This is a genomic window from Pedobacter frigiditerrae, assembly GCF_004331645.1.
Classification (GTDB): Bacteria; Bacteroidota; Bacteroidia; order Sphingobacteriales; family Sphingobacteriaceae; genus Pedobacter; species Pedobacter frigiditerrae.
Genome location: NZ_SJSK01000002.1, coordinates 132,287 through 153,588, shown reverse-complemented (window position 1 = coordinate 153,588; position 21,302 = coordinate 132,287). Strand labels below are relative to the sequence as shown.

General features: G+C 36.8%; 13 protein-coding genes. 11 read left to right on the top strand and 2 right to left on the bottom strand.

Features of this window, described 5'->3' with window-relative positions; translation table 11 throughout:
- Positions 1-13 precede the first annotated feature (13 nt).
- The 11 genes from EZ428_RS07875 (at position 14) to uxuA (ending at position 17,096) form a co-directional block, all read left to right on the top strand.
- Positions 14-2,686: a glycoside hydrolase family 2 TIM barrel-domain containing protein gene (locus tag EZ428_RS07875; protein WP_131552609.1), complete on the top strand. Its 2,673-nt coding sequence runs from the start codon at positions 14-16 to the stop codon at positions 2,684-2,686.
- Positions 2,687-2,698: 12 nt separating this feature from the next.
- Complete coding sequence (locus EZ428_RS07870; protein WP_131552608.1) at positions 2,699-3,463, top strand: ThuA domain-containing protein; 765 nt, start codon at positions 2,699-2,701, stop codon at positions 3,461-3,463.
- Between the two features lie 58 nt (positions 3,464-3,521).
- Positions 3,522-4,697 carry a DUF5009 domain-containing protein gene (locus tag EZ428_RS07865; RefSeq protein ID WP_131552607.1) on the top strand — a complete coding sequence of 392 codons (1,176 nt, stop codon included), beginning with the start codon at positions 3,522-3,524 and terminating at the stop codon, positions 4,695-4,697.
- 75 nt (positions 4,698-4,772) lie between these two features.
- Entirely contained in the window at positions 4,773-5,909 is a 1,137-nt protein-coding gene (locus tag EZ428_RS07860; RefSeq protein WP_225871021.1) for a glycoside hydrolase family 18 protein, read from the top strand.
- A gap of 15 nt (positions 5,910-5,924) precedes the next feature.
- A complete protein-coding gene (locus tag EZ428_RS07855; RefSeq protein ID WP_131552606.1) occupies positions 5,925-8,387 on the top strand; it encodes a glycoside hydrolase family 2 protein in 2,463 nt (820 codons plus the stop codon).
- A gap of 4 nt (positions 8,388-8,391) precedes the next feature.
- On the top strand, positions 8,392-9,552 hold the full coding sequence (locus EZ428_RS07850) for an alginate lyase family protein (RefSeq protein WP_131552605.1): 1,161 nt from the start codon (positions 8,392-8,394) through the stop codon (positions 9,550-9,552).
- Positions 9,553-9,674: 122 nt separating this feature from the next.
- On the top strand, positions 9,675-10,856 hold the full coding sequence (locus tag EZ428_RS07845; protein WP_131552604.1) for a glycoside hydrolase family 88 protein: 1,182 nt from the start codon (positions 9,675-9,677) through the stop codon (positions 10,854-10,856).
- Positions 10,853-12,283 carry an agarase gene (locus tag EZ428_RS07840; RefSeq protein ID WP_131552603.1) on the top strand — a complete coding sequence of 477 codons (1,431 nt, stop codon included), beginning with the start codon at positions 10,853-10,855 and terminating at the stop codon, positions 12,281-12,283. Before EZ428_RS07845 ends, EZ428_RS07840 begins: the two co-directional genes overlap by 4 nt.
- 11 nt (positions 12,284-12,294) lie before the next feature.
- Positions 12,295-13,380, top strand: a complete 1,086-nt coding sequence (locus EZ428_RS07835) for an endo-1,4-beta-xylanase (RefSeq protein ID WP_131552602.1) — start codon at positions 12,295-12,297, stop codon at positions 13,378-13,380.
- A gap of 95 nt (positions 13,381-13,475) precedes the next feature.
- The gene (bglX, locus tag EZ428_RS07830) at positions 13,476-15,695 is read left to right on the top strand and encodes a beta-glucosidase BglX (RefSeq protein ID WP_131552601.1); all 2,220 of its coding nucleotides are present in this window, start codon (positions 13,476-13,478) and stop codon (positions 15,693-15,695) included.
- Between the two features lie 231 nt (positions 15,696-15,926).
- Entirely contained in the window at positions 15,927-17,096 is a 1,170-nt protein-coding gene (gene uxuA / locus EZ428_RS07825) for a mannonate dehydratase (RefSeq protein WP_131552600.1), read from the top strand.
- 201 nt (positions 17,097-17,297) lie between these two features.
- Here the strand turns inward: uxuA and mnmE are convergent, their stop codons facing one another.
- Both mnmE and EZ428_RS07815 read right to left on the bottom strand, forming a co-directional pair.
- Positions 17,298-18,656, bottom strand: a complete 1,359-nt coding sequence (gene mnmE / locus EZ428_RS07820; protein ID WP_131552599.1) for a tRNA uridine-5-carboxymethylaminomethyl(34) synthesis GTPase MnmE — start codon at positions 18,654-18,656, stop codon at positions 17,298-17,300.
- A 185-nt stretch (positions 18,657-18,841) separates the two neighbouring features.
- Positions 18,842-20,881, bottom strand: coding sequence for a caspase family protein (locus EZ428_RS07815; protein ID WP_131552598.1), 2,040 nt, complete (start codon positions 20,879-20,881; stop codon positions 18,842-18,844).
- Positions 20,882-21,302: the final 421 nt, after the last annotated feature.

The window sequence follows — 21,302 nt, the reverse complement described above, 5'->3', positions numbered from 1 at the left end:
GCTATTGTAAAGAATGTTGCGCCTAAAAAAAATCAAAACAAATCAACAAAAACTTGTTCTATTGTTATTAATCGTTTTAATAGCGGTTAACTGTTTTGGGCAAAAAACTGGCAGAAGTGTAATCAATTTGAACGCAAACTGGAGCTTTCAAAAGGGGAATAGCTCTTCTGTTTCGATGGTTAACATCCCACATACATGGAATGCCTTTGATACAATGGATGATGTGCCTGGTTATTATAGGGGAATTGGAATTTATAAAAAGAAGTTAGTCCTAAAGCCGGAATGGAAAGCCAAAAAGCTTTTTTTATACTTTGAAGGTGCAAACCAGGAAACTGAAGTTTATCTAAATGGTAAAAAAATAGGTAGCCACATAGGTGGCTATACGGCTTTTCGATTTCCTTTAGAAAATTTAAAATTTAATGGGACTGATGAGGTTTCTGTTAAAGTAGATAATAGTTATAACGAAAACATTGCCCCATTAACTGCCGATTTTACTTTTTTCGGTGGAATATATCGTAGTGTTTCTTTAGAGGTTAAGGAGCCAATTCATTTTGAAGATAATCAATACGCTTCAAAAGGAATATATATTCATGCTAATCAAGTAACTAAAGCCAGTGCAGAAGTAATAGTGAATGGAAACTTAATCAATTCCTTTGCCAATACCGAGTTAACCATACTTAGCACTTTAACTGATGCAGCTGGAAAAAAGATAAACGAGGTAAAGTTTTCAACTACAGCTAATGCAAGCAAGGTTGTTGCTTTTCAATTGCCAAAAATACAAGTCTCAAACCCCATCTTATGGTCGCCAGAAAACCCTTATTTATACCAAGCTACAACTCAGTTATTAGATAAAACGGGGAAGGTTTTAGATGAGGTTAAAACACCTGTTGGATTAAGGTTTTTTAGCTTTGACGTAGAAAAGGGCTTTTTCTTAAACGGTTTACCCTATAAATTAATTGGCGCTAGTCGCCACCAAGATTTTGCGGGATTGGGCAGTGCTGTTTCTAAATCATTGCAAGTAAAAGATGTTGAATTACTAAAAGATATGGGCGGCAACTTTTTACGTATAGCTCATTATCCACAAGACCAATCAGTTTTAGATGCCTGCGATAGTCTAGGGATTTTAGCATCCGTAGAAATACCAATAGTTAACGAAATTACAGAAACTGAAGCGTTTTATAACAATTGCAAAACAATGCAGCTGGAAATGATTAAGCAAAACTACAATCACCCAAGCATCATTATATGGGCTTACATGAACGAAGTTTTATTAAGGATGAAGTTTAGTAATGAGCCAGAAAGAAAATTAAAATACCTCTCTAACATTGAGAAGCTAGCACAAAGTTTAGAAGATTTAACGAGGAAAACAGATCCAACTAGATACACCATGATGTCTAACCACGGTGATGTTAATGGTTACATTAAAGCTGGCTTGGTAAAAATACCTATGTTGGTTGGCTGGAATCTATATCAGGGTTGGTATGGTGGCAAATCTGAAGATTTCGGTCCAAGTCTAGATAAAATCCATCAACAAGTTCCTGATAAACCACTTTTAGTAACAGAATTTGGTGCAGATGTAGACCCTAGAATCCACGCCTTCACACCTCTTAAATTTGATAAAAGTTTAGAGTACGGGATGTTGTATCATCAGATTTATATCAAAGACATTTTAAAAAGACCTTTTGTAGTTGGTGCTGCAGTGTGGAATTTAGCAGATTTCGGTTCAGAAACACGTGAAGAAACGATGCCCCACGTAAACAATAAAGGTTTAATGACATTAGATAGAAAACCCAAAAACACTTTCTACCTATACAAAGCTTACTTAAATACTAAACCCTTCTTAAAAATTGGTAACGGTAACTGGAATTTAAGAGGTGGTGTATCAGCAGCTAATGTAATCACTCAGAATTTACAGGTAATTAGCAATACAGATACGGTAGAGCTTTTTGTGAATGGCAAAACATTAGGTAAGAAAAAGGTAATTGATAAAATAACCAATTGGAATGTTCCATTTAGAAATGGTAAGAACGATATTAAAGCAGTGTCTTTTGTTAAGGGCAATAGAATTGAAGACTTAACTAGCATTACGTTCAATTTAAAACCTGAAATTTTTAATAACCTAACCGTTCCATTTAAAACGCTCAATGTGCTTTTAGGTGCACAAAGGCAATTTGTTGATGAAGACAATCAAGAAGTTTGGTTGCCTAACCAAATTTACAAAGAAGGTTCATGGGGTAGCATTGGCGGAGAGGCATTTAAACCCAAAAATACCAGTCGCCAAAGTTATGGTAGCGATAAAAACATTATTAGTACACTGAACGACCCAATTTATCAAACGCAGTTGATAGGATTGGATTCTTATCAATTAGATGTACCAAGGGGTAAATACGAAATCACTTTGTATTTTGCCGAGTTGGCAGGTACAGGAGCATCTACACTTCCTTATAATCTAGATAGCTTAATAGCTACCAATAAAGAAATTCCAGAGCAACGAATTTTTGATGTTTACTTAAACGATAAACAAATCATCAAAAACATCAATTTGGCTGCTAATTATGGTGCGGCCAATGCGGTTCAAAAGAAGTTTGAGTGTGTTGTGGCAGACGATAAGGGAATTAGGTTAATGTTTAAAGGCATAAAGGGCAAGCCTGTTTTAAATGCTTTACAAGTAAAAACAATTAACTAATAAGCAAAGCTGATGAAATTATTCTATCGTATTTTAATCTTCATTTTATGCATAACGCCAATGCTTTCGCATGCTCAAAAGAAGAGCAGATTTAAGGTGGTGGCTTTATATGAAAATGGTGGCAATCATACTAAATATTCAGCAAAAGCTGTAGAATGGCTAAATCAGCTGGCAATGGATAGCAATTTCACTGTAGATTATATTAAAAATACCGAAAGGATAAATGATGAGTTTTTAAAGCAATATCAACTTTTTATACAACTAGATTATCCGCCCTATGCCTGGACCGATATTGCTAAAGCTGCTTTTGAAAAATACATGGTGCAAAAGAAGGGGGCAAGTTGGATAGGTTTTCATCACGCTACCTTATTGGGCGATTTTGATGGCTACAAGCTTTGGAATTGGTTTTCTGATTTTATGGGAGGCATTACTTTTAAAAGTTACATTCCTGGTTTTGCATCAGGAAAGGTGAATGTAGAATTGCCTAAACATCCAATCATGAAAGGTGTAACACATCCATTTATCATTAAAAAAGAGGAGTGGTATACCTATGATAAAAATCCACGACCAAATGTAGAAGTGATTGCAAGTGTAGATGAATCGAGCTATGAACCTGATACAAAAGTTAAAATGGGCGACCATCCTGTAATCTGGTCAAATCCAAAAATGAAAGCTAAAAACGTATACATTTTCATGGGTCATGGGGCAGATTTATTTGAGAATGAAGCCTACAAATTGATATTTAAAAATGCCATATTTTGGGCAACTAAAAAATAATGGAAAATGTAAAAGGTAAGATGGAAGTGAAAATTAATAATCTAAATCCTAGCATCAAATGAAACAACTACCCAAGAGAATTTCATCAATTGACATTTTAAGAGCAATCACCATGTTTTTGATGATTTTCGTGAACGATGTTGCTGGTGTGGATAAAATCCCATTATGGATTGAACATACGGAAGCGAGTTTCGATGGTATGGGATTCTCAGACCTTATTTTTCCTGCTTTTCTTTTTATTGTTGGCCTGTCGTTACCCTTTGCCATTCAAGGTAGAATTAAGAAAGGAGATTCATTTACCTCTATTTTCCTTTATATAGCTTTAAGAGCATTTGCATTAATTGTGATGGGGTTTTTTCACGTTAATATGGAGAATTATAATTACGACCAAGCGGTTTTAAGCTACCCTGTTTTTATGATTAGTCTAACTATTGGCTTTTTCTTGATATGGTTAGATTATCCTGAGAAGCTAGCTAAACCAATAAAATATACACTAATTACATTAGGGATAATCATAGTTGCTACAATGGCCTACTTGTTTAAAGGTGGCAATGCAGCACACCCCAAAGATTTAGAGCCACAATGGTGGGGCATTTTAGGGATTATTGGTTGGGCTTATTTGTTTGCAGCTACAACTTACTTACTCACCGGAGGGAAGTTTGCATTTTTACTTCCAGCCTTTATCGTTTTTGCTTTAATTAATATAACCAGTCACATGGATTTACAACACATAGATTTATGGATGATTGGCGATGCTTCGTCTATTACTCTAATGCTTGGTGGTGCTGTGATATCCACTTTGTACACTATTTTTATTGGTAAGGGGAAAGACCAAAATCTTTGGGTTTTACTAACTATTGCGGGTATTTCATCCCTATTATTTGGATTTATCATTCGTCCTTATGCAGGAGGCATTTCTAAAATCTATTCGACACCAGCTTGGGTTTTCATTTGTATGGGCATTAGTATTTTGATGTTCGAATTACTGATTTACATTGTAGATTTTAAAGACAAAAAGAAATGGTTTAGCTTAATTAGTCCAGCCGGAACCAGTACTTTAACCTGTTATTTAATTCCATATTTACTTTATTCGCTATTTAGCTTAATAGATTTTAATTACCCTCATTATTTCAATTATGGAATTGGAGGAATAATAAGGTCGTTATTTATAGCATTTGTGGTGATAAGGATAGTTGGGTTTTTGGAGAAGAGGAGTTTACGTTTAAAAGTATAGAGATAGGCTGGTGGTGACGCCAGCCAAGGGATTCGATTTCCTTGGTCGGTGTCCCCACCGACCAAAATAAAAAAAATGATAGCATTTATAAACAACAGAATAAACTGGATTTTCCTTTTACTGCTAATTATTGCGCTGTTATCTGCAATGAAAAGTGCAGATAAAAAACCTGTAGTTATAGGTTATGTAACCGGGTATAGTGGTTTAATTAATACAGACCAAATTGCTGTGGAGCAATTAACACATATTAATTATGCCTTTGTTAATGTAAAAAACAACCAAGCTTATTTGGATAATGAAAAAAGAGATGTAGAAAACTTCAAGAGATTAAATACCTTAAAAGCTAAAAGTCCAAGCCTGCAAATCTTAATATCAATAGGGGGCTGGTCTTGGAGCGAGAACTTCTCTAGTGCAGTTTTAACAGATTCATTGAGGAAAGGTTTTGCTAAGAGTGCAGTTGACATTATCCGTAAAAACAATTTAGATGGTGTAGATATAGATTGGGAATATCCAGGAATGCCTGGAGAAGAAGGCAATGTTTATCGACCTGAGGATAAGGAAAACTTTACTTTAATGTTCGAGGCAATTAGAAAAGAACTAAATGTGTTAGAAAAAGAAACAGGTAAAAAGAAACTGTTAACAACTGCAACCGGCGGGTTTCCTTCCTTTTTAACTAAAACAGAGATGGGTAAAGCAGCTCGGTTTTTAGATTATATTAACTTAATGACTTATGATTATTATTCATCTAAAAGGGCAGGGCATCATACAAATCTGTATAACTCTAAAACCTATCCATCAGATAATTCTGCTGATAAAGCCATTCAGGCCTACATCAATGCAGGTGTTCCAGCTGCTAAGATAGTAATGGGAATTGCCTTTTATGGTAGAAATTTAAAGTTAAACCCCAACTCCACCAGAGGTTTGGGAGACACCATTTTATCAGCTGCTAATAACTATGGTAAAGGTTATACGTTTTTAAAGGATAGTTTGGTTGATAAAAAAGGGTTTATTGCTTATAAAGATGAGGATGCAAAAGCGCCATATTTGTTTAATGTAGAAACCAAACAATACATCTCCTATGATGATGAATGGTCTGTTGCTAACAAATGTGAGTATGTGCTCAAAAATAAATTAGGAGGTGTAATGTTCTGGGAATACAGCTCAGACAAAAAAGGTTATTTGTTAAATCAGATAACTAAAAGTTTTAATTAAACATTTTAAGCAATTATGTTAAAGAAGATTACATTTATTTTATTAATCAGTTTATTGACAACCAATCTAGCTTTGCAAGCACAAACTTCAAAACGATTAGTTAATAATTGGGAGTTTGTAAAAGGAGATTTAGGCGGAGCTTGGGAAGCCGTTAGGCCTGTTAAAGCTGGCAATCCAGAAGAGCTTCCATTTTGGCAAAAAGTAAGTTTACCCCATTGTTTTAATGCAAAGGATGCAGTAGACCCAGATGTGAATTATTATCAAGGCCCAGGTTGGTATAGAACAAATATCGAAGTAGAAAATCCTTACAAACAAGGTAGAACAGTTTTACACTTTGAAGGAGCAGGACAAAAAACAGTTGTCTACATCTACAATATCAAAGTTGCAGAACACATTGGTGGTTATGATGAATGGACTGCAGATATTACAGATGCAGTTGCTGAGTTTAAGAAAAACCCAGTTTACCAAGCGCAGTTTAAAGGCAAAATCCCTGTGGTTATTCGTTGCGATAATTCTAGGGATTTAGAAATGATTCCTTCTAGTCTGTCGGATTTTAATGTTTATGGTGGTATTTATCGTTACTTAAATCTCGTTTATAATCCACAAGTTTCGGTAGACAAATTATTTGCAAAAGCATCAATTGCCGAAACTGGTGGTTATGGTAAACTAACCGTAAGTGCTCGATTAAATAATTTGAGTGAGACAAAAAATGCTCAAGTAAAAATTTATATCAAAGATCCTAATGGTTTAAGCATAGCCGATTTTACCAAAGACATTAAAACCTTTAAAGGCGATTCATTGCTTTGGGATTGGAGTTTAAGAGCACCTAAACTATGGTCTACAGATTTGCCACAACAATACACCGTTACAATGGATATTATTGCTGACGGGCAAAAATCAACTATTTCTCAAAAAGTTGGTTTCAGGAAATTTGAGTTTGTTAAAAAGGGGCCATTTATGCTAAATGGCAAGCGATTGTTGCTAAGGGGTACACATCGCCACGAAGACCATGCAGGTGTTGGTGCTGCAATGACCGAGGAAATGATTGTTACCGAAATGAAGATGATGAAAGAAATGGGCGTTAATTTCATCCGCTTAGGTCATTACCAACAATCTAGAATTGTACTCGATCTATGTGATAGCCTAGGTATTTTGGTTTGGGAAGAAATTCCTTGGTGCAGAGGCGGTTTGGGTGGTGCAACCTATCAGGCACAAGCTAAAAGAATGTTGACCAATATGATAGAGCAACATTACAATCACCCATCCATCATGATATGGGGTTTAGGGAATGAAAATGATTGGCCAGGAGATTTTACCACATTCGATCAAGAGAAAATCAGAACTTTTATGAAAGAGCTGAATATTCTTTCTCACCAATTAGACCCGTCGAGAAGCACAGCCATAAGAAGATGCGATTTCTGTAGAGACATTGTAGATGTTTATTCGCCATCTATATGGGCTGGTTGGTATCGTGGAGATTATACAGAATATAAAGATGTTTCCTTGGCCGAGTTCAATAAGTCTGACCGCTTTTTACATGTAGAGTGGGGTGGCGATAGTCACGCTCGCAGACATTCAGAAAATCCTGATAACGCATTAAGCAAGATTAAAAAGGGTGGCGGTGCCGATGAGAGAGCGGGGGATGCTTCATTATATGGTGGTGCTGCAAGAGTAAGTAAAGATGGCGATTGGAGTGAGAGTTACATTGCCAACTTGATCGACTGGCATTTAAAAGAACAAGAGACCATGCCTTGGTTAAGCGGAACCGCTTATTGGCCATTTAAGGATTTCTCTACACCCATTAGACCAGAAAATCCGGTTCCTTATGTTAATCAAAAAGGTGTCATAGAAAGAGATTTCACTAAGAAAGAAGCGTTTTATATTTTCCAATCTTACTGGACAAACACACCAATGGTACACCTATACGGTCACTCTTGGCCAGTACGTTGGGGGGAAGAAGGTGAAGAGAAAATGGTAAAGGTTTATTCTAACTGTGATGAAGCTGAACTCTTTGTAAATGGAAAAAGCTTTGGCGTAAGAAAAAGAGACAGCCAGAATTTCCCTGCTGCTGGTTTGCGTTGGCAAGTGCCGATGAATAAAGGCAAATACACCTTTAAGGTTGTGGCTAAAAAAGGGAAAGTAACGGTTACTGATGAGATTACGCAAGAATACCAAACTGAAAAGTGGGGCAAACCTGCAAAAATGACCTTAAATAAAATTGAGGAAAAGGATGGGATTGCCACATTGGAAGTTAAAATGTTTGATGACAAAGGAGTTTTATGTTTAGATGCCATCAATTTAGTTTCGTTCAATTTGATAGGGGATGGAGAATTAATCCGAGACCAAGGAACATCAACAGGTTCGGCTAAAGTTCAATTGTATAATGGTAGGGCAATCATCAGAATGAAAACCAATAATGCTAAAAGTGTAGTTTCAGTTCAATCTAAGGGTATACCAACCGTTTTTTTAAATCAGTAGACAAATGAAGAGATTAGGTCTTTTTTACTTACTAACGTTTATATCGTTTTCTTGTTTCGCACAGGTAACCATTAAGCTGCAGGCTCAAAATGTACTGCGAAAACAAATTTTAGGGGAGGCAGAATGGGCCATGACACAAAGTCCAATAACAGTAACGGCAGAAAGTTCGTCTTTAAGTACAGGTGGTAAGCATGATTTCTTTTCGCAGGCAGATTACTTTTGGCCAAATCCAGCTAATCCTAGCGGACCATATATTAACCGTGATGGAGAAACCAACCCAGCTAACTTCATAGCGCACCGTAAAGCGATGATTAGGTTCAGTGCCATTATTGGCTCATTGGCATCGGCATATCAGCTTACAGGTGATGAAAAGTATGTTAAACAAGCCGTTATACATTTAAAGGCTTGGTTTGTTAATCCAGAAACTTTAATGAATCCTAACCTATCTTTTTCCCAAGCCGTTATTGGCTCATCAACGGGTAGGAGCTGGGGCATTATAGATACCATTCATTTAGTGGAAGTAGCTCAAGGGATTATAGTAATGGAGAAAGCCAAATCTTTAAATAAAAGTGATTTATCTAAGATCAAAAAATGGTTTGCTGATTATATCTTATGGCTAAATACCAGTAAAAATGGCGTAGCTGAAAAAACGGCTAAAAATAACCATAGTGCTTGTTGGGTAATGCAAGTTGCTTCTTTTGCTAAATTAGTTAAGGATGAAACAATGCTAGATTCATTGCGATGGATGTACAAAAATGTACAATTACCTAATCAAATGGCTACCGATGGTAGCTTTCCTTTAGAGTTGGCACGCACCAAACCTTATGGCTATTCCATTTTTAACTTGGATGCCTTTACAATGATTTGCCAAATCTTATCTACACCAAAAGATAATTTATGGAAGTTTGAAACAGCCGATGGTAAGGCAATTAAAAAAGGTATTTCCTATTTGTACCCATTTGTTGCCGATAAAAGTAAATGGTCATTAAAACCAGATGTCATGTTTTGGGACAATTGGCCCGTTGCCCAGCCCTTATTAATTTTTGGTGCAAATCAATTTAATAATTATGATTGGTTTACCACTTGGAAGAAATTAGACTTAAAGCCAACTAATGAGGAAGTGATAAGGAATTTACCGGTAAGACACCCTTTGATATGGATGTGATAGAGGCGGAAGGTATAGGGAAGGAAGGTTTAAGGAGCTTAAACATCAGATAAAAAGAATAAATATTAATAAATAAGGCCCCTTTAGGGGTGCCCGCAGGGCGGGGTTAAAACAGATAAGTTATGAAATTGAAATTTAATTTAATTGTAGGATTAGCCTTAAGTTTTGGAGCAGTTAAAGCCCAAAAAGTAAATGTTAAAAAGGCTTTTGCAAGTGCAGCAAAACAGACAGATGTATTGATTAAAAACGTTGATTCTGCTAGGGCAATAAAACCTACATTGGTTTCGCCTCGGACGGTAGAAAACGGGCAATTTAAAATGGTAGTTTCTAGAGATTGGACTAGTGGGTTTTTCCCAGCCGAACTTTGGTATTTCTATGCATTTACAAAAGATAAAAGATGGCTAGACCTAGCGAAAAAATATACTGAGGATATTAAAAAAGAACAATTTAATAAAGGTACACATGATTTAGGTTTCATGATCTATTGTCCTTTTGGCAATGGTTACAAGGTAACAAAAGACCCTGAATATAAATCAGTAATTATCCAAGCTGCTAAATCTTTATCTACAAGATTTAACGCAAAAGCAGGAGTAATCAAATCCTGGGACCATAATGGTGATAAATGGAAATACCCTGTTATTATTGATAACATGATGAATTTAGAATTACTTTTTGAAGCCACTAAATTCACTGGAGATTCATCGTTTTACAAAATTGCAGTTTCACATGCTGACGTAACCCTGAAAAATCATTACAGACCGGATTTTAGCTCTTGGCACGTAATTGATTATGACACTGTTTCTGGAAACGTGAGGAATAAACTAACTGCGCAAGGTTATTCGAATGAATCTGCTTGGGCTCGTGGACAAGCTTGGGGTTTGTACGGCTACACTTTGTGTTATCGTTATACCAAAAACAATGCTTATTTAGCGCAGGCAGACCATATTGCCAACTACATTTTAAGCAGCAAAATTACACCAGCAGATGGTATTCCTTATTGGGATTACAACGATCCACAAATCCCTAATGTGTCTAGAGATGCTTCAGCTGCTGCCATTACTGCTTCTGCGTTATATGAATTGGCAAAATATAGTAAGGAAAGTAAAAAGTATAAAGCTGCTGCCGATAAAATTTTAGCCTCTCTAAGCTCAAAATATGTGAGTAAGCCAGGGGCAAATTATGGTTTTATCTTGGAACACAGCACAGGTCATCGCCCTGCAAAATCTGAAATTGATGTGCCAATCAATTATGCAGATTACTATTACTTAGAAGCATTGTTAAGAAGCAAAGGAATTAAAATATGAGGAATTTTGTAGCTGTTTTCACAGGATTAATGATCATGCTTGTTCATCAAGTTATGGCTCAAGATAGTTTAGATTTCAATCAAAAGGTTGAGGTGAGAAAGGTATTGAACAATTCGAGCGAAAAAGCTTCATTTACTGCTTATAAAACCTATAGTACAAGAACTTTATCGAGTTTATCTCAATTTAAATCTAAGAAGATCAGAACCGATAAATATGGAGGTAGAATGGATAGAAAAGAGAAAGCTACAGGCTTTTATTACACCAAAAAGATAGGTGATCGTTGGTGGGTAATTGATCCTCAAGGTTATCTATTTATCCATAATGCTTTAAACGCAGTAAGCATGGGCTCATCAGATAGAAACAAAGCAGCCTTTGCTAAACTATATGGCGATGAAGATAATTGGATGGTTAAAACGCAAGCGTTTTTGATTGATAATGGTTTCAATGGCACTGGTGCTTGGTCTAACACAAAAGCAATACAAAAATCTCCACTGCAACAAACTAAACCGCTAGCTTATACCATTAACCTCGATTTCATGAGTGCCTATGGTGATAAAAGAGGTGGTACTTACATCGTTCCAGGACATAAAGGTTATCCAAACAATGTGATTTTCGTTTTCGATGCTGCATTTGAGGCATTTTGTGATCAAGCAGCTAAAAAACTAGTAGCCAATTCAACTGATGCAAACTTGTTTGGTTATTTCTCTGATAACGAAATGCCATTGGGTATTAAAAATTTGGATGGCTATTTAACGCTTAAAGATAAACAAGACCCAGGTTATTTAACTGCTAAAAAGTTTATTGATGATAGGGGAGTTGCTGCCGATAAAATAACAGATGTAGATCGTCGTGAGTTTCTATCCATAGTTGCAGACAAATACTTTTCTATTGTTTCAAAAGCCATTAAAAAATACGACCCTAACCACATGTACTTGGGTTGTAGGTTTCACGGTAATCAAGGCAACATTGCCGAGCTATGGAAAGCTGCTGGTAAGTATATCGATGCCATATCAATGAATTATTATAATGCTTGGACACCCGATCAAACCTTAATGGCTAATTGGGCCAATTGGTCGGGCAAGCCATTCATCATTACCGAATGGTATGTAAAAGCAGACGACTCAGAGTTAGGCAATACAGCTGGGGCTGGGTGGGTTGTTAAAACACAGCATGATAGAGGCTTATTCTATCAGAACTTTACTTTAAGTTTAATTGAATCTAAAAACTGTGTAGGTTGGCATTGGTTTAAATACATGGATAATGACCCACTTCAAAAAGGTGCTGAACCATCAAATACAAATGCAAATAAGGGCATTGTTGATAACAATTATCAAGTGTACAAACCCCTAATAGAAAAAATGAACGAATTGAACTATCAAATGTATCAATTAATTGATTTCTTTGACAAAAAGAAGAAATCACCTTAAAATTATACATCATGAAGAACTATTCAATTGTCTTATTTATCGTTTTTAGTCTATTCAGTTGCTCAAAAAAGACTACACTCCTAGATCCAATTATAAATCCAATAAGTGGTATTTTAAGGGATCTGCCACTTCAATCGCCAAAAAGTACATTAAAAGACATGCCTTTTAAATTTGGGGCTTCAGTAAGTGCCGAACTCTTGCGAACCAATTCCAGCTATAAAGCTTTGGTCATTAAAGAGTATAGTAGCTTAACAGCAGAAAATGCCATGAAGTTTTGGGCATTGCATCCATTAGAAAACACTTACAATTGGAAAGATGCCGATGAAATTGTTGCCTTAGCTCAAGCAAATGGTAAACGGATGCATGGTCATACTTTAAACTGGTACGAAGTACCAGAATGGGTAACTAATTTTTCTGGTGATACACAAGCTTGGGAGAATTTATTGAAAACACATATCCAAACCGTTGTTACTCATTTTAAAGGTAAGGTATCATCTTGGGATGTAGTTAACGAAGCTATAGATGAAAATGGTGGTTATAAAAATACCATTTGGGTTCAGAAATTGGGAACAGATTATATAGCCCGGGCATTTCAGTATGCACATCAGGCCGACCCAAGTGCCCTGTTGTTTTATAACGATTACGGACATGATTATAACCCTGTAAAAAGGACTGCCATATTAAATTTGGTGAACGGTCTTAAGCAAAGGGGGATTCCTATTCATGGTATAGGATTGCAACTTCATACACGTTATAATCAGCCTGATGAGGATATTACCTCGGCAATTACTTCAGCCGCTGCAACTGGATTATTGGTACATATTTCTGAATTAGACATGACTGTAAATCCTCAAAGTGATGCAAACCTAACCTTTACCGCAACTTTGGCAGAACAACAAGCAGCCAAGTATAAATTCATTGTTAAAACCTATTACGCCATTCCAAAGGCTCAACAATTTGGGATCACTACATGGAACGTAACAGATGGAGATAGTTGGATCCCTGGCACGTACTCAAGACCAGATTGGCCACTACCTTTTGATGCGAATTACAAACGAAAACCCGCCTACCAAGGAATACTGGATGGCGTAAAATAAATAACAGTTGTTGTGGTTTTGATGGGGTTACAAAAACCATAAACAAAAGCTATACGGCTACTTTAGTAAAAAGAAAAATAAATTTAAAATAGAAGATGAATAAAATTTCAAGCCTAATCCTCTTACTCATTATTGGATTAACCCCGAAGATGAATGCCCAAAAAAAATCAATAGATCAACGTGTTGATTCTTTGATGAAGTTGATGACTTTAAAAGAAAAAGTCGGTCAACTAAACCAATATTCTGGTAAAGAGGTTACAGGTCCAACAAGTGATAGGAAAAGCTATCTGTTAAATGACATTAAATCTGGAATGGTAGGTTCAATGTTAAATGTAAAAGGTGTTAAGGATACAAAGGAAATTCAAGCCGTTGCCTTGCAATCTCGCTTAAAAATCCCTTTGTTGTTTAGCTTGGATGTTATTCATGGTTATAAAACTGTTTTCCCAATCCCTTTGGCAGAATCTGCCTCTTGGGATATGGCCGCAATTAGGGAAACTGCTCACGTAGCAGCTGAGGAAGCGGCTTCATCAGGTATTCATTGGACATTTGCACCTATGGTAGACATTGCTCGTGATCCACGTTGGGGTCGTGTAATGGAAGGTGCGGGAGAAGATACATACTTGGGTTCGGCAATTGCTAGAGCAAGGGTTTTAGGCTTTCAGGGCAATAAACTAGGTGGTGTTGATGCAATCATGGCTTGTGCTAAACATTTTGCTGCTTATGGTGCCGCAATCGCGGGAAGAGATTACAACCCCGTTGACATGAGTGAGCAGTTATTGAATGAGATTTATCTGCCTCCATTTAAAGCAGCTGCTGATGCTGGCGTAGCTACTTTTATGAATTCATTTAATACCATAAACGGCGTTCCAGCTACTGGAAACGCTTATTTGCAGCGTGATATTTTAAAAGGCGAATGGAAATACAAAGGTTTTGTAGTGAGCGATTGGGGATCTATAAAAGAAATGATTCCCTGGGGATTTGCTAAAAATATGAACCAAGCTGCCGAAAAAGCAATTGTTGCAGGTAGTGACATGGACATGGAAAGCGAAGCTTACAAAAAAGAACTGGAGAAATTAGTTTCTAGTGGTAAAGTAGATGTAAAATATGTTGATGATGCGGTAAGACGTATCCTGTACAAAAAATTTGAATTAGGTCTGTTTGATAATCCTTACAAATTCTCTGATGAAAAACGTGAAGAGAAAGTAATGAATGATCCTAAGCATAAAGAAATTGCTTTATCAGCAGCTCAAAAATCTATCGTTTTATTAAAAAATAATAACGCCATTCTTCCTTTGCAGAAAAGCATTAAAAACATCGCCTTAATTGGTCCTTTAGTTAATGCTAAAAGAGACCAGGCGGGTAGTTGGGTGGTGTATGCCGATACTGCAAATATTGTAAGTGTTGCTGAGGGGATGAAGTCGAAATTTGCAAATACTAAATTCACTTATGCTGAAGGTGCCACAGTAAAAGATGCTAAAACTGATGGTTTTGCAGCTGCAGTAGAAACAGCAAAAAATGCAGATGTTGTAGTTATGGTTTTAGGGGAAACTTGGGACATGAGTGGAGAATCGAAATCTCGTACAGACATCAGCTTGCCTGGTAAACAAGAAGAGTTGTTTAATGCCATTAAAGCAACAGGTAAGCCTGTAATTGTGGTGATGATGGCTGGTCGCCCACTAGTATTCAACAGCATAGCTGATAAAGCAGATGCGGTAGTGTATGCTTGGTTTTTAGGCGATCAAGGTGGCAATGCCATTGCTAATGTGTTAAGTGGCGATTATAATCCATCTGGTAAATTGCCAATGAGCTTTCCTAGAAGCGTAGGGCAAATTCCAATTTTCTATAATCACTATAATACTGGTCGCCCAGTTACAAAACCTACAGATATCGTTTATAAATCTGCTTATATCGATTCGCCTAACGATCCTAAGTTTGCTTTTGGGTATGGCTTAAGTTATACCAATTTTACTTATAGTGGTTTAAAATTAGATAAAGCATCGCCATTAAAAAATGAAACAGTTACCCTAAGCTTTACTTTAACAAACAGTGGTAAAGTAGCAGGAGAAGAGGTGGCGCAGCTATACATTCAAGATAGGTTTGCTTCCTTGGTAAGACCAGTTAAGGAATTAAAAGACTTTGCCAAAGTAAAGTTAAATGCCGGAGAAAGTAAAACCATCACCTTTACATTAACACCAGATAAATTAAAATTCTTTAAAGAGAAATTGGGTTGGGTAACAGAAGTAGGAGATTTTAAAGTAATGGTTGGTGGTTCGTCAGACGGCATTAAGTTAGAATCAAGTTTTGAAGTTAAATAAGAGTTGAGTCGTTGAGTTGTGTATTTGTAAAGTTGAAAGTCATCTCAACATCTCTACACCTCAACGCCTCCACAACTAAACTCACATCTACGCTAACGTTTCCGTAAATTTTTATCAATGATAAGGTGGTACTAATTTTATTTTTCAGTTATCTTGGTACAATTATTTTTGAACGGAGTGGTTAATATTTCATTCTATCTAAATACTAATTACTATATACTAAAACTAAAAATGGCTAATCATAAACTACAACAAACTTGGCGCTGGTATGGTCCAGTAGACCCAGTTTCATTACAAGATGTTAAACAGGCAGGAGCAACTGGAATTGTAACGGCTCTACATCATATTGCGCATGGCGAAGTTTGGCCATTGGAAGATATTAAAGAAAGAAAAGCAATAATTGAAGCTTCTGGTTTAACTTGGGCTGTGGTAGAAAGCGTACCTGTTCACGAAGCCATTAAAACGCGTAGGGCAGATGCAGCTCAATACATTGAGAATTATAAAAAATCGTTAATTAATTTGGCTGCTTGTGGCTTAAAAACTATTTGCTACAATTTCATGCCCGTGTTAGATTGGACTAGGACTCAGCTAGATTTAACCATGACAGATGGTTCTAAAGCCTTATATTTTAATTGGACAGATTTAGCGGTTTTTGATTTATATCTTTTCAAAAGAGAAGGAGCTGAGAATGATTATCCAGCAAATATTTTAGAAAAGGCTAAGCTTAGGTTCGAAACAATGACCGAGGACGAACTTAATGAATTACGTATAAACGTTTTAATGGGTATTCCTAATGAAAAGGAAATCGAAATGGAAGCCCTGCGTGAAAGTATTGATACCTATAAAACCATGGGTATGGAGGGTTTAAGGGAGAATTTAGCTTGGTTTCTAACAGAAATTGCAGAAACCTGTACTTCAAATGGAATTAAGATGACTATCCACCCAGATGATCCACCTTATTCAATTTTAGGTTTACCTCGTATTGCAAGCAATAAAGAAGATTTATTGGATATTTTAAAACGCGTTGATCAACCTTTTAACGGGATTTGTTATTGCACAGGTTCTTTAGGTGCTGGTATGAAAAACGACTTGGTTGATATTTTTGAAGCGGTTAAGGAACGTGTATACTTCCTGCACTTGCGTAATGTAACCAAAGACGAAGAGGGTAATTTCTATGAGGCAGACCACTTAGGTGGTGATGTGAACATGTATGAAGTAATGAAAGTGATTACTGCTGAAAATGCAAAAAGAGATACACCAATGCCATTTAGACCAGATCATGGTCACCAAATGCTTGATGATTTAAATAAAGTAACCAACCCAGGTTATTCTGCCATAGGCCGCTTACGTGGCTTGGCCGAACTAAGAGGCTTGGAAGTAGGGGTAACTGGGAATTATTAAGGGAGTCGGGAAGTCAGTAAAGTCCGAAAGACAGGAAGTCAGAAGGTAGAAAAGGAAAGTCTGGGAGTTAAAACTTCTGGACTTTCTTTTTTACTAAAGTTTGGCTTAATCGTTAGGATTAGTTTTTCAACATCGTACTTACGCGACTTACACTATCTTCCGGACTTTCGGACAATTAACTTTCGGACTTGATTTTTTGATCTACTTACCGATGCAAAACTTACTAAAGATATTCTCCAGCAAATCATCCGTAGTTACCATACCCGTAATCTCTCCCAAGTAATGAAGTGCTTGTTTGATATCCATTGCTAAAAAATCCGAAGTAACTGGATTGTCGATATTGTTGAGCACATTTGCCAATGCCTTTTCTGTGTTTTTTAAAGCCTCTACATGGCGAATATTGGTAACTAAGGTTTCGCTGGTATTGATGGAAAGTAAGTTTACCTTTTCTAATAAACTGGTCTTTAATTCTTCCACACCTACGCCTTCTTTTGCCGAAAGGAACAAAACTTCCTGTTTTTCAAATGCAGCTTTTTGCTGGTCGGTAAATAAATCAGCTTTGTTAACGATAGCCAAATAGGGGATATCAATTTTCTTTAAATCGGTTAATTGCTCTTCTAGTTCATCGGGGGTTTGTAAAGCATCTGCCATATAAAGTATCAGCTTTGCTTGTTTCATTCGCTCTAGCGTACGCTCTACGCCCTTTGCTTCAATAATATCTGCGGTATCGCGAATGCCTGCCGTATCTATAAACCTAAAAATAATGCCATTGATGTTCAATTCGTCTTCAATGGTATCTCTTGTGGTACCGGCAATGTCAGAAACAATGGCTCTATCTTCATTTAATAAGGCATTTAACAAAGTTGATTTACCTACATTCGGCTTACCAGCAATGACAATAGGAACTCCATTTTTAAGTACATTACCTAGTTCAAAAGAAGATATGAGTATTGAGATGTGAGATATAAGACGTAAAATCAAAGCTTTTAGCTGATCGCGATTGGCAAACTCCACATCTTCCTCTGCAAAATCTAACTCTAATTCAATCATAGAAGCAAAGTGAATCAATTGCTCGCGAAGCTCTTTTAGTTCGCTAGAAAACCCTCCACGCATTTGCTGTAAGGCCACATCGTGGGATGCCTTGCTATCTGATGCAATTAAATCGGCTACGGCTTCTGCCTGACTCAAATCGAATGCTCCATTTAAAAAAGCACGCAAAGTAAATTCGCCTGGTTTAGCTGCCCTTGCTCCTTTTTTAATCAGCAGATTTAAAATTTGCTGAATGATATAGTTAGAGCCGTGGCAAGAGATTTCTACCACGTTTTCTTTGGTGTATGATCTGGGTGCTACATATAAGCCTGCTACCACTTCATCAATTATGATTTCTTGATCCTTAATCAATCCAAAATGCAAAGTGTGCGATGCCTGTTTTGTCAAGTCCTTACCTGCAAAAACTTCATTGGTTAAGTTAATGGCATCTGGGCCAGATAAACGTATTACGCCAATGGCGCCGCTGCCTGATGGAGTTGATAAAGCGATGATGGTATCTTGGTTGTACATTTGTAGGATAAAGATTAAGGAGCAAAGAGTAAAGACTAAAACAAAGTCAATGAATCCAAAGTACAAAAATAATGTTTTTAAGGGAGTTTTGGTAATTGTAGGGTAAGGTGTTTACGTAAAAAAGACCGCACCTTTCGATGCAGCCTTCCGTTCTTCCCCTAAAACTAAATTTATTGTTGTTTGGTTTATTGTTTTTCTTTTAATGTGTAAAGGATATTGTAAACGCTGCCCTCGGCTTCCTTAACTGAAACTACTTTTGGCCCTCTGGTTGCTGAGGTGCTTGATTGATCTACCAATCCTTCCAATATGCTCAATACTCCTTTTTTACCTGTATCGCCTCTAGATGCTTTCGGTGTTGCCAATCCTTCGAGGTTAATTTCTTTTGAGGTAACAAATACTTTTAAAACTTCGGTACCAAAAGGTTCACCTAGTTCTATTTCGTACTTATCAAAAATTCTGGTCTGTCCTGGTTCTATCCTTAAATCACCAGGATAAATTTCTTGCTCTTTATTTGGTAAAAATGTATTGATAATTCCATTTGGTTGTAAATCTAGGATATTCACATATACTGCTTTTTTGCCCGTGTTTTTAATCCACAACATCACCTTATCACCATCTACGAAGTTATAAGTCCTATCGTCAAATTTGGCTTTCATTGCCGCTTCATCAGGTTTGCCATCTACCACTGGGATCAGTTTTACTTGCGCCATAATGGTTGAGTCTTTAACCACTAATTTCTCAAGCAGTTTATATTGGGCATATCTATTAATGACCCCTTTTAAAGCAACGGTATCTGTTGCTGTTGGGATATCTGTAAACCGATAGCCATTAGTGGCAATGCTGATGGTATCTCTACCTTGTCCTTTTACAATTAATAGTTCTGGCTCACCTACCAAACTAACCAATGGTAATTTTTTAAGGGCAGCAGTTATTTGTGCTGTTTCTTCTGCTGTGTATGCAGTATTTCCTCTAGATTTTGGAGAGAACCCCACTACAATTGGCTTGGTGCTAAACAATGGCTCTGAGATAAATACATACATCTGGCTTGGCTGTGTAAGCTTTGTAATTTTATCTAGTTTGATGGTTGCCTTGTAATTGGTTGCTTTAATAACCACTCCCTTTGCCAAAGCCACTGCCTTACTTGGATCAATTGTTCCTGCTGGATAAATATTTACCTTAGCACCCACACTTAAACCTGCAAACGAACCTGCCTTAACCAAAATCTCTAACGGCGTATTAATTTTTTCTACATCGATAAAAGGTTTTTGATCTACAAATGCACCCCCAAATAATGTTCTATCTAGGCCATTACCTTCTAATACCGGATGCTGACCTGGTACTTTCTCATTCATGATAGCTTGTATATTGGCAAACAAGGTTCTATAGGTTGTACCTGCCTTTAAATTTTCGAAAACTTTGCTAATGGCATAAGTTAATGAACCCATTCCTACGTTATCATCACCTGTGGTTTCAAAATTCAGTTCAGATGCCAAAGCTGCAGAAACAACCACATAAGTTGCTAAATCTTTATCATTACCACGAGATGCCGTACTTTCCTTAAAAACCTCTTCACCATCTTCTTTTCTAAATTTCCTATCAAAACCACTATATACCAATGCTGGTTTTCCTCCTCTTGTTTGCGCAGAACCACGAGTTCCTGATCCAGAGTGGCAATTATCCATGAACACTACTACATCACCCTCATTACCTAAGGCAGCTCTTAAACGCTGTATATAAGCACCAAATTCATCATCCCTAAAATAATTGGCTTGTAGTTTCTCATATTCAGCCTTGCTTAAAGTACCTCTTGCAATAGCAGTCTTATCAGCACCCATGGCAAGGGTAGCATTGTATGAAACTATGGTCTCATCGTAACCATCCGCTTCATCGTCATTGTCATCTGCAACTTGTTCACCGTGAGAAGAGACATGTATTACAACCACATCTTTTTTACCAACATTACTTATCAAATTTTCAAAAGCAGCTTTAATGCCTTCTTTTGTGGCTACAGAATCTGCAACTACTTTAACATTATTTGCAGGAAAACCTTGTTTGGCTAAAGTGTTTTTAATGTAACCAACATCCTGGGCACTAGAAATTTTGCTCCAACCACCAGATTCAGGATAATCGCCTATGGCAAAAATTAGCGCATGTTTCTTTTGGGCAGTAACTGTTCCAACAGCAAAGAAAAGGATAAGTAAACCGAACGTTAATTTGAGTTTCATATCGAAATTTTAAATCCACCAATGTTAATGAATAGCTAAAATTAAGTTTAAATAGGGAATGAAAAAATACCTAGAAGTGGGTATTTGTAGGGGCGTTTGGTTAGAGGTAAAATGGGAAATGGAAGAGGGGGAATAGGGATTGGAGGTAAGATGTAAGATGGAAAATGAAAGTCGGGAGGTCTGAAAGTCCTAAGATGAGATAAAGCATAAACCTTTTTGCCCAAAGAAATAGTCTCCACAAAAAACAACTAACCCTACCTCATTGCATTAGCTAAAACAAAGGGTAACAAACTAATGAAGCATTAACAATAATGACTCCATCAAGTTCCACACAATTTGTTTTAACGCAAAAATTGGACCTGTAAATTAACCAAAATTTAAAACACAAACTCCAGGCCCAATCTTGCGTATAGCTACCTCA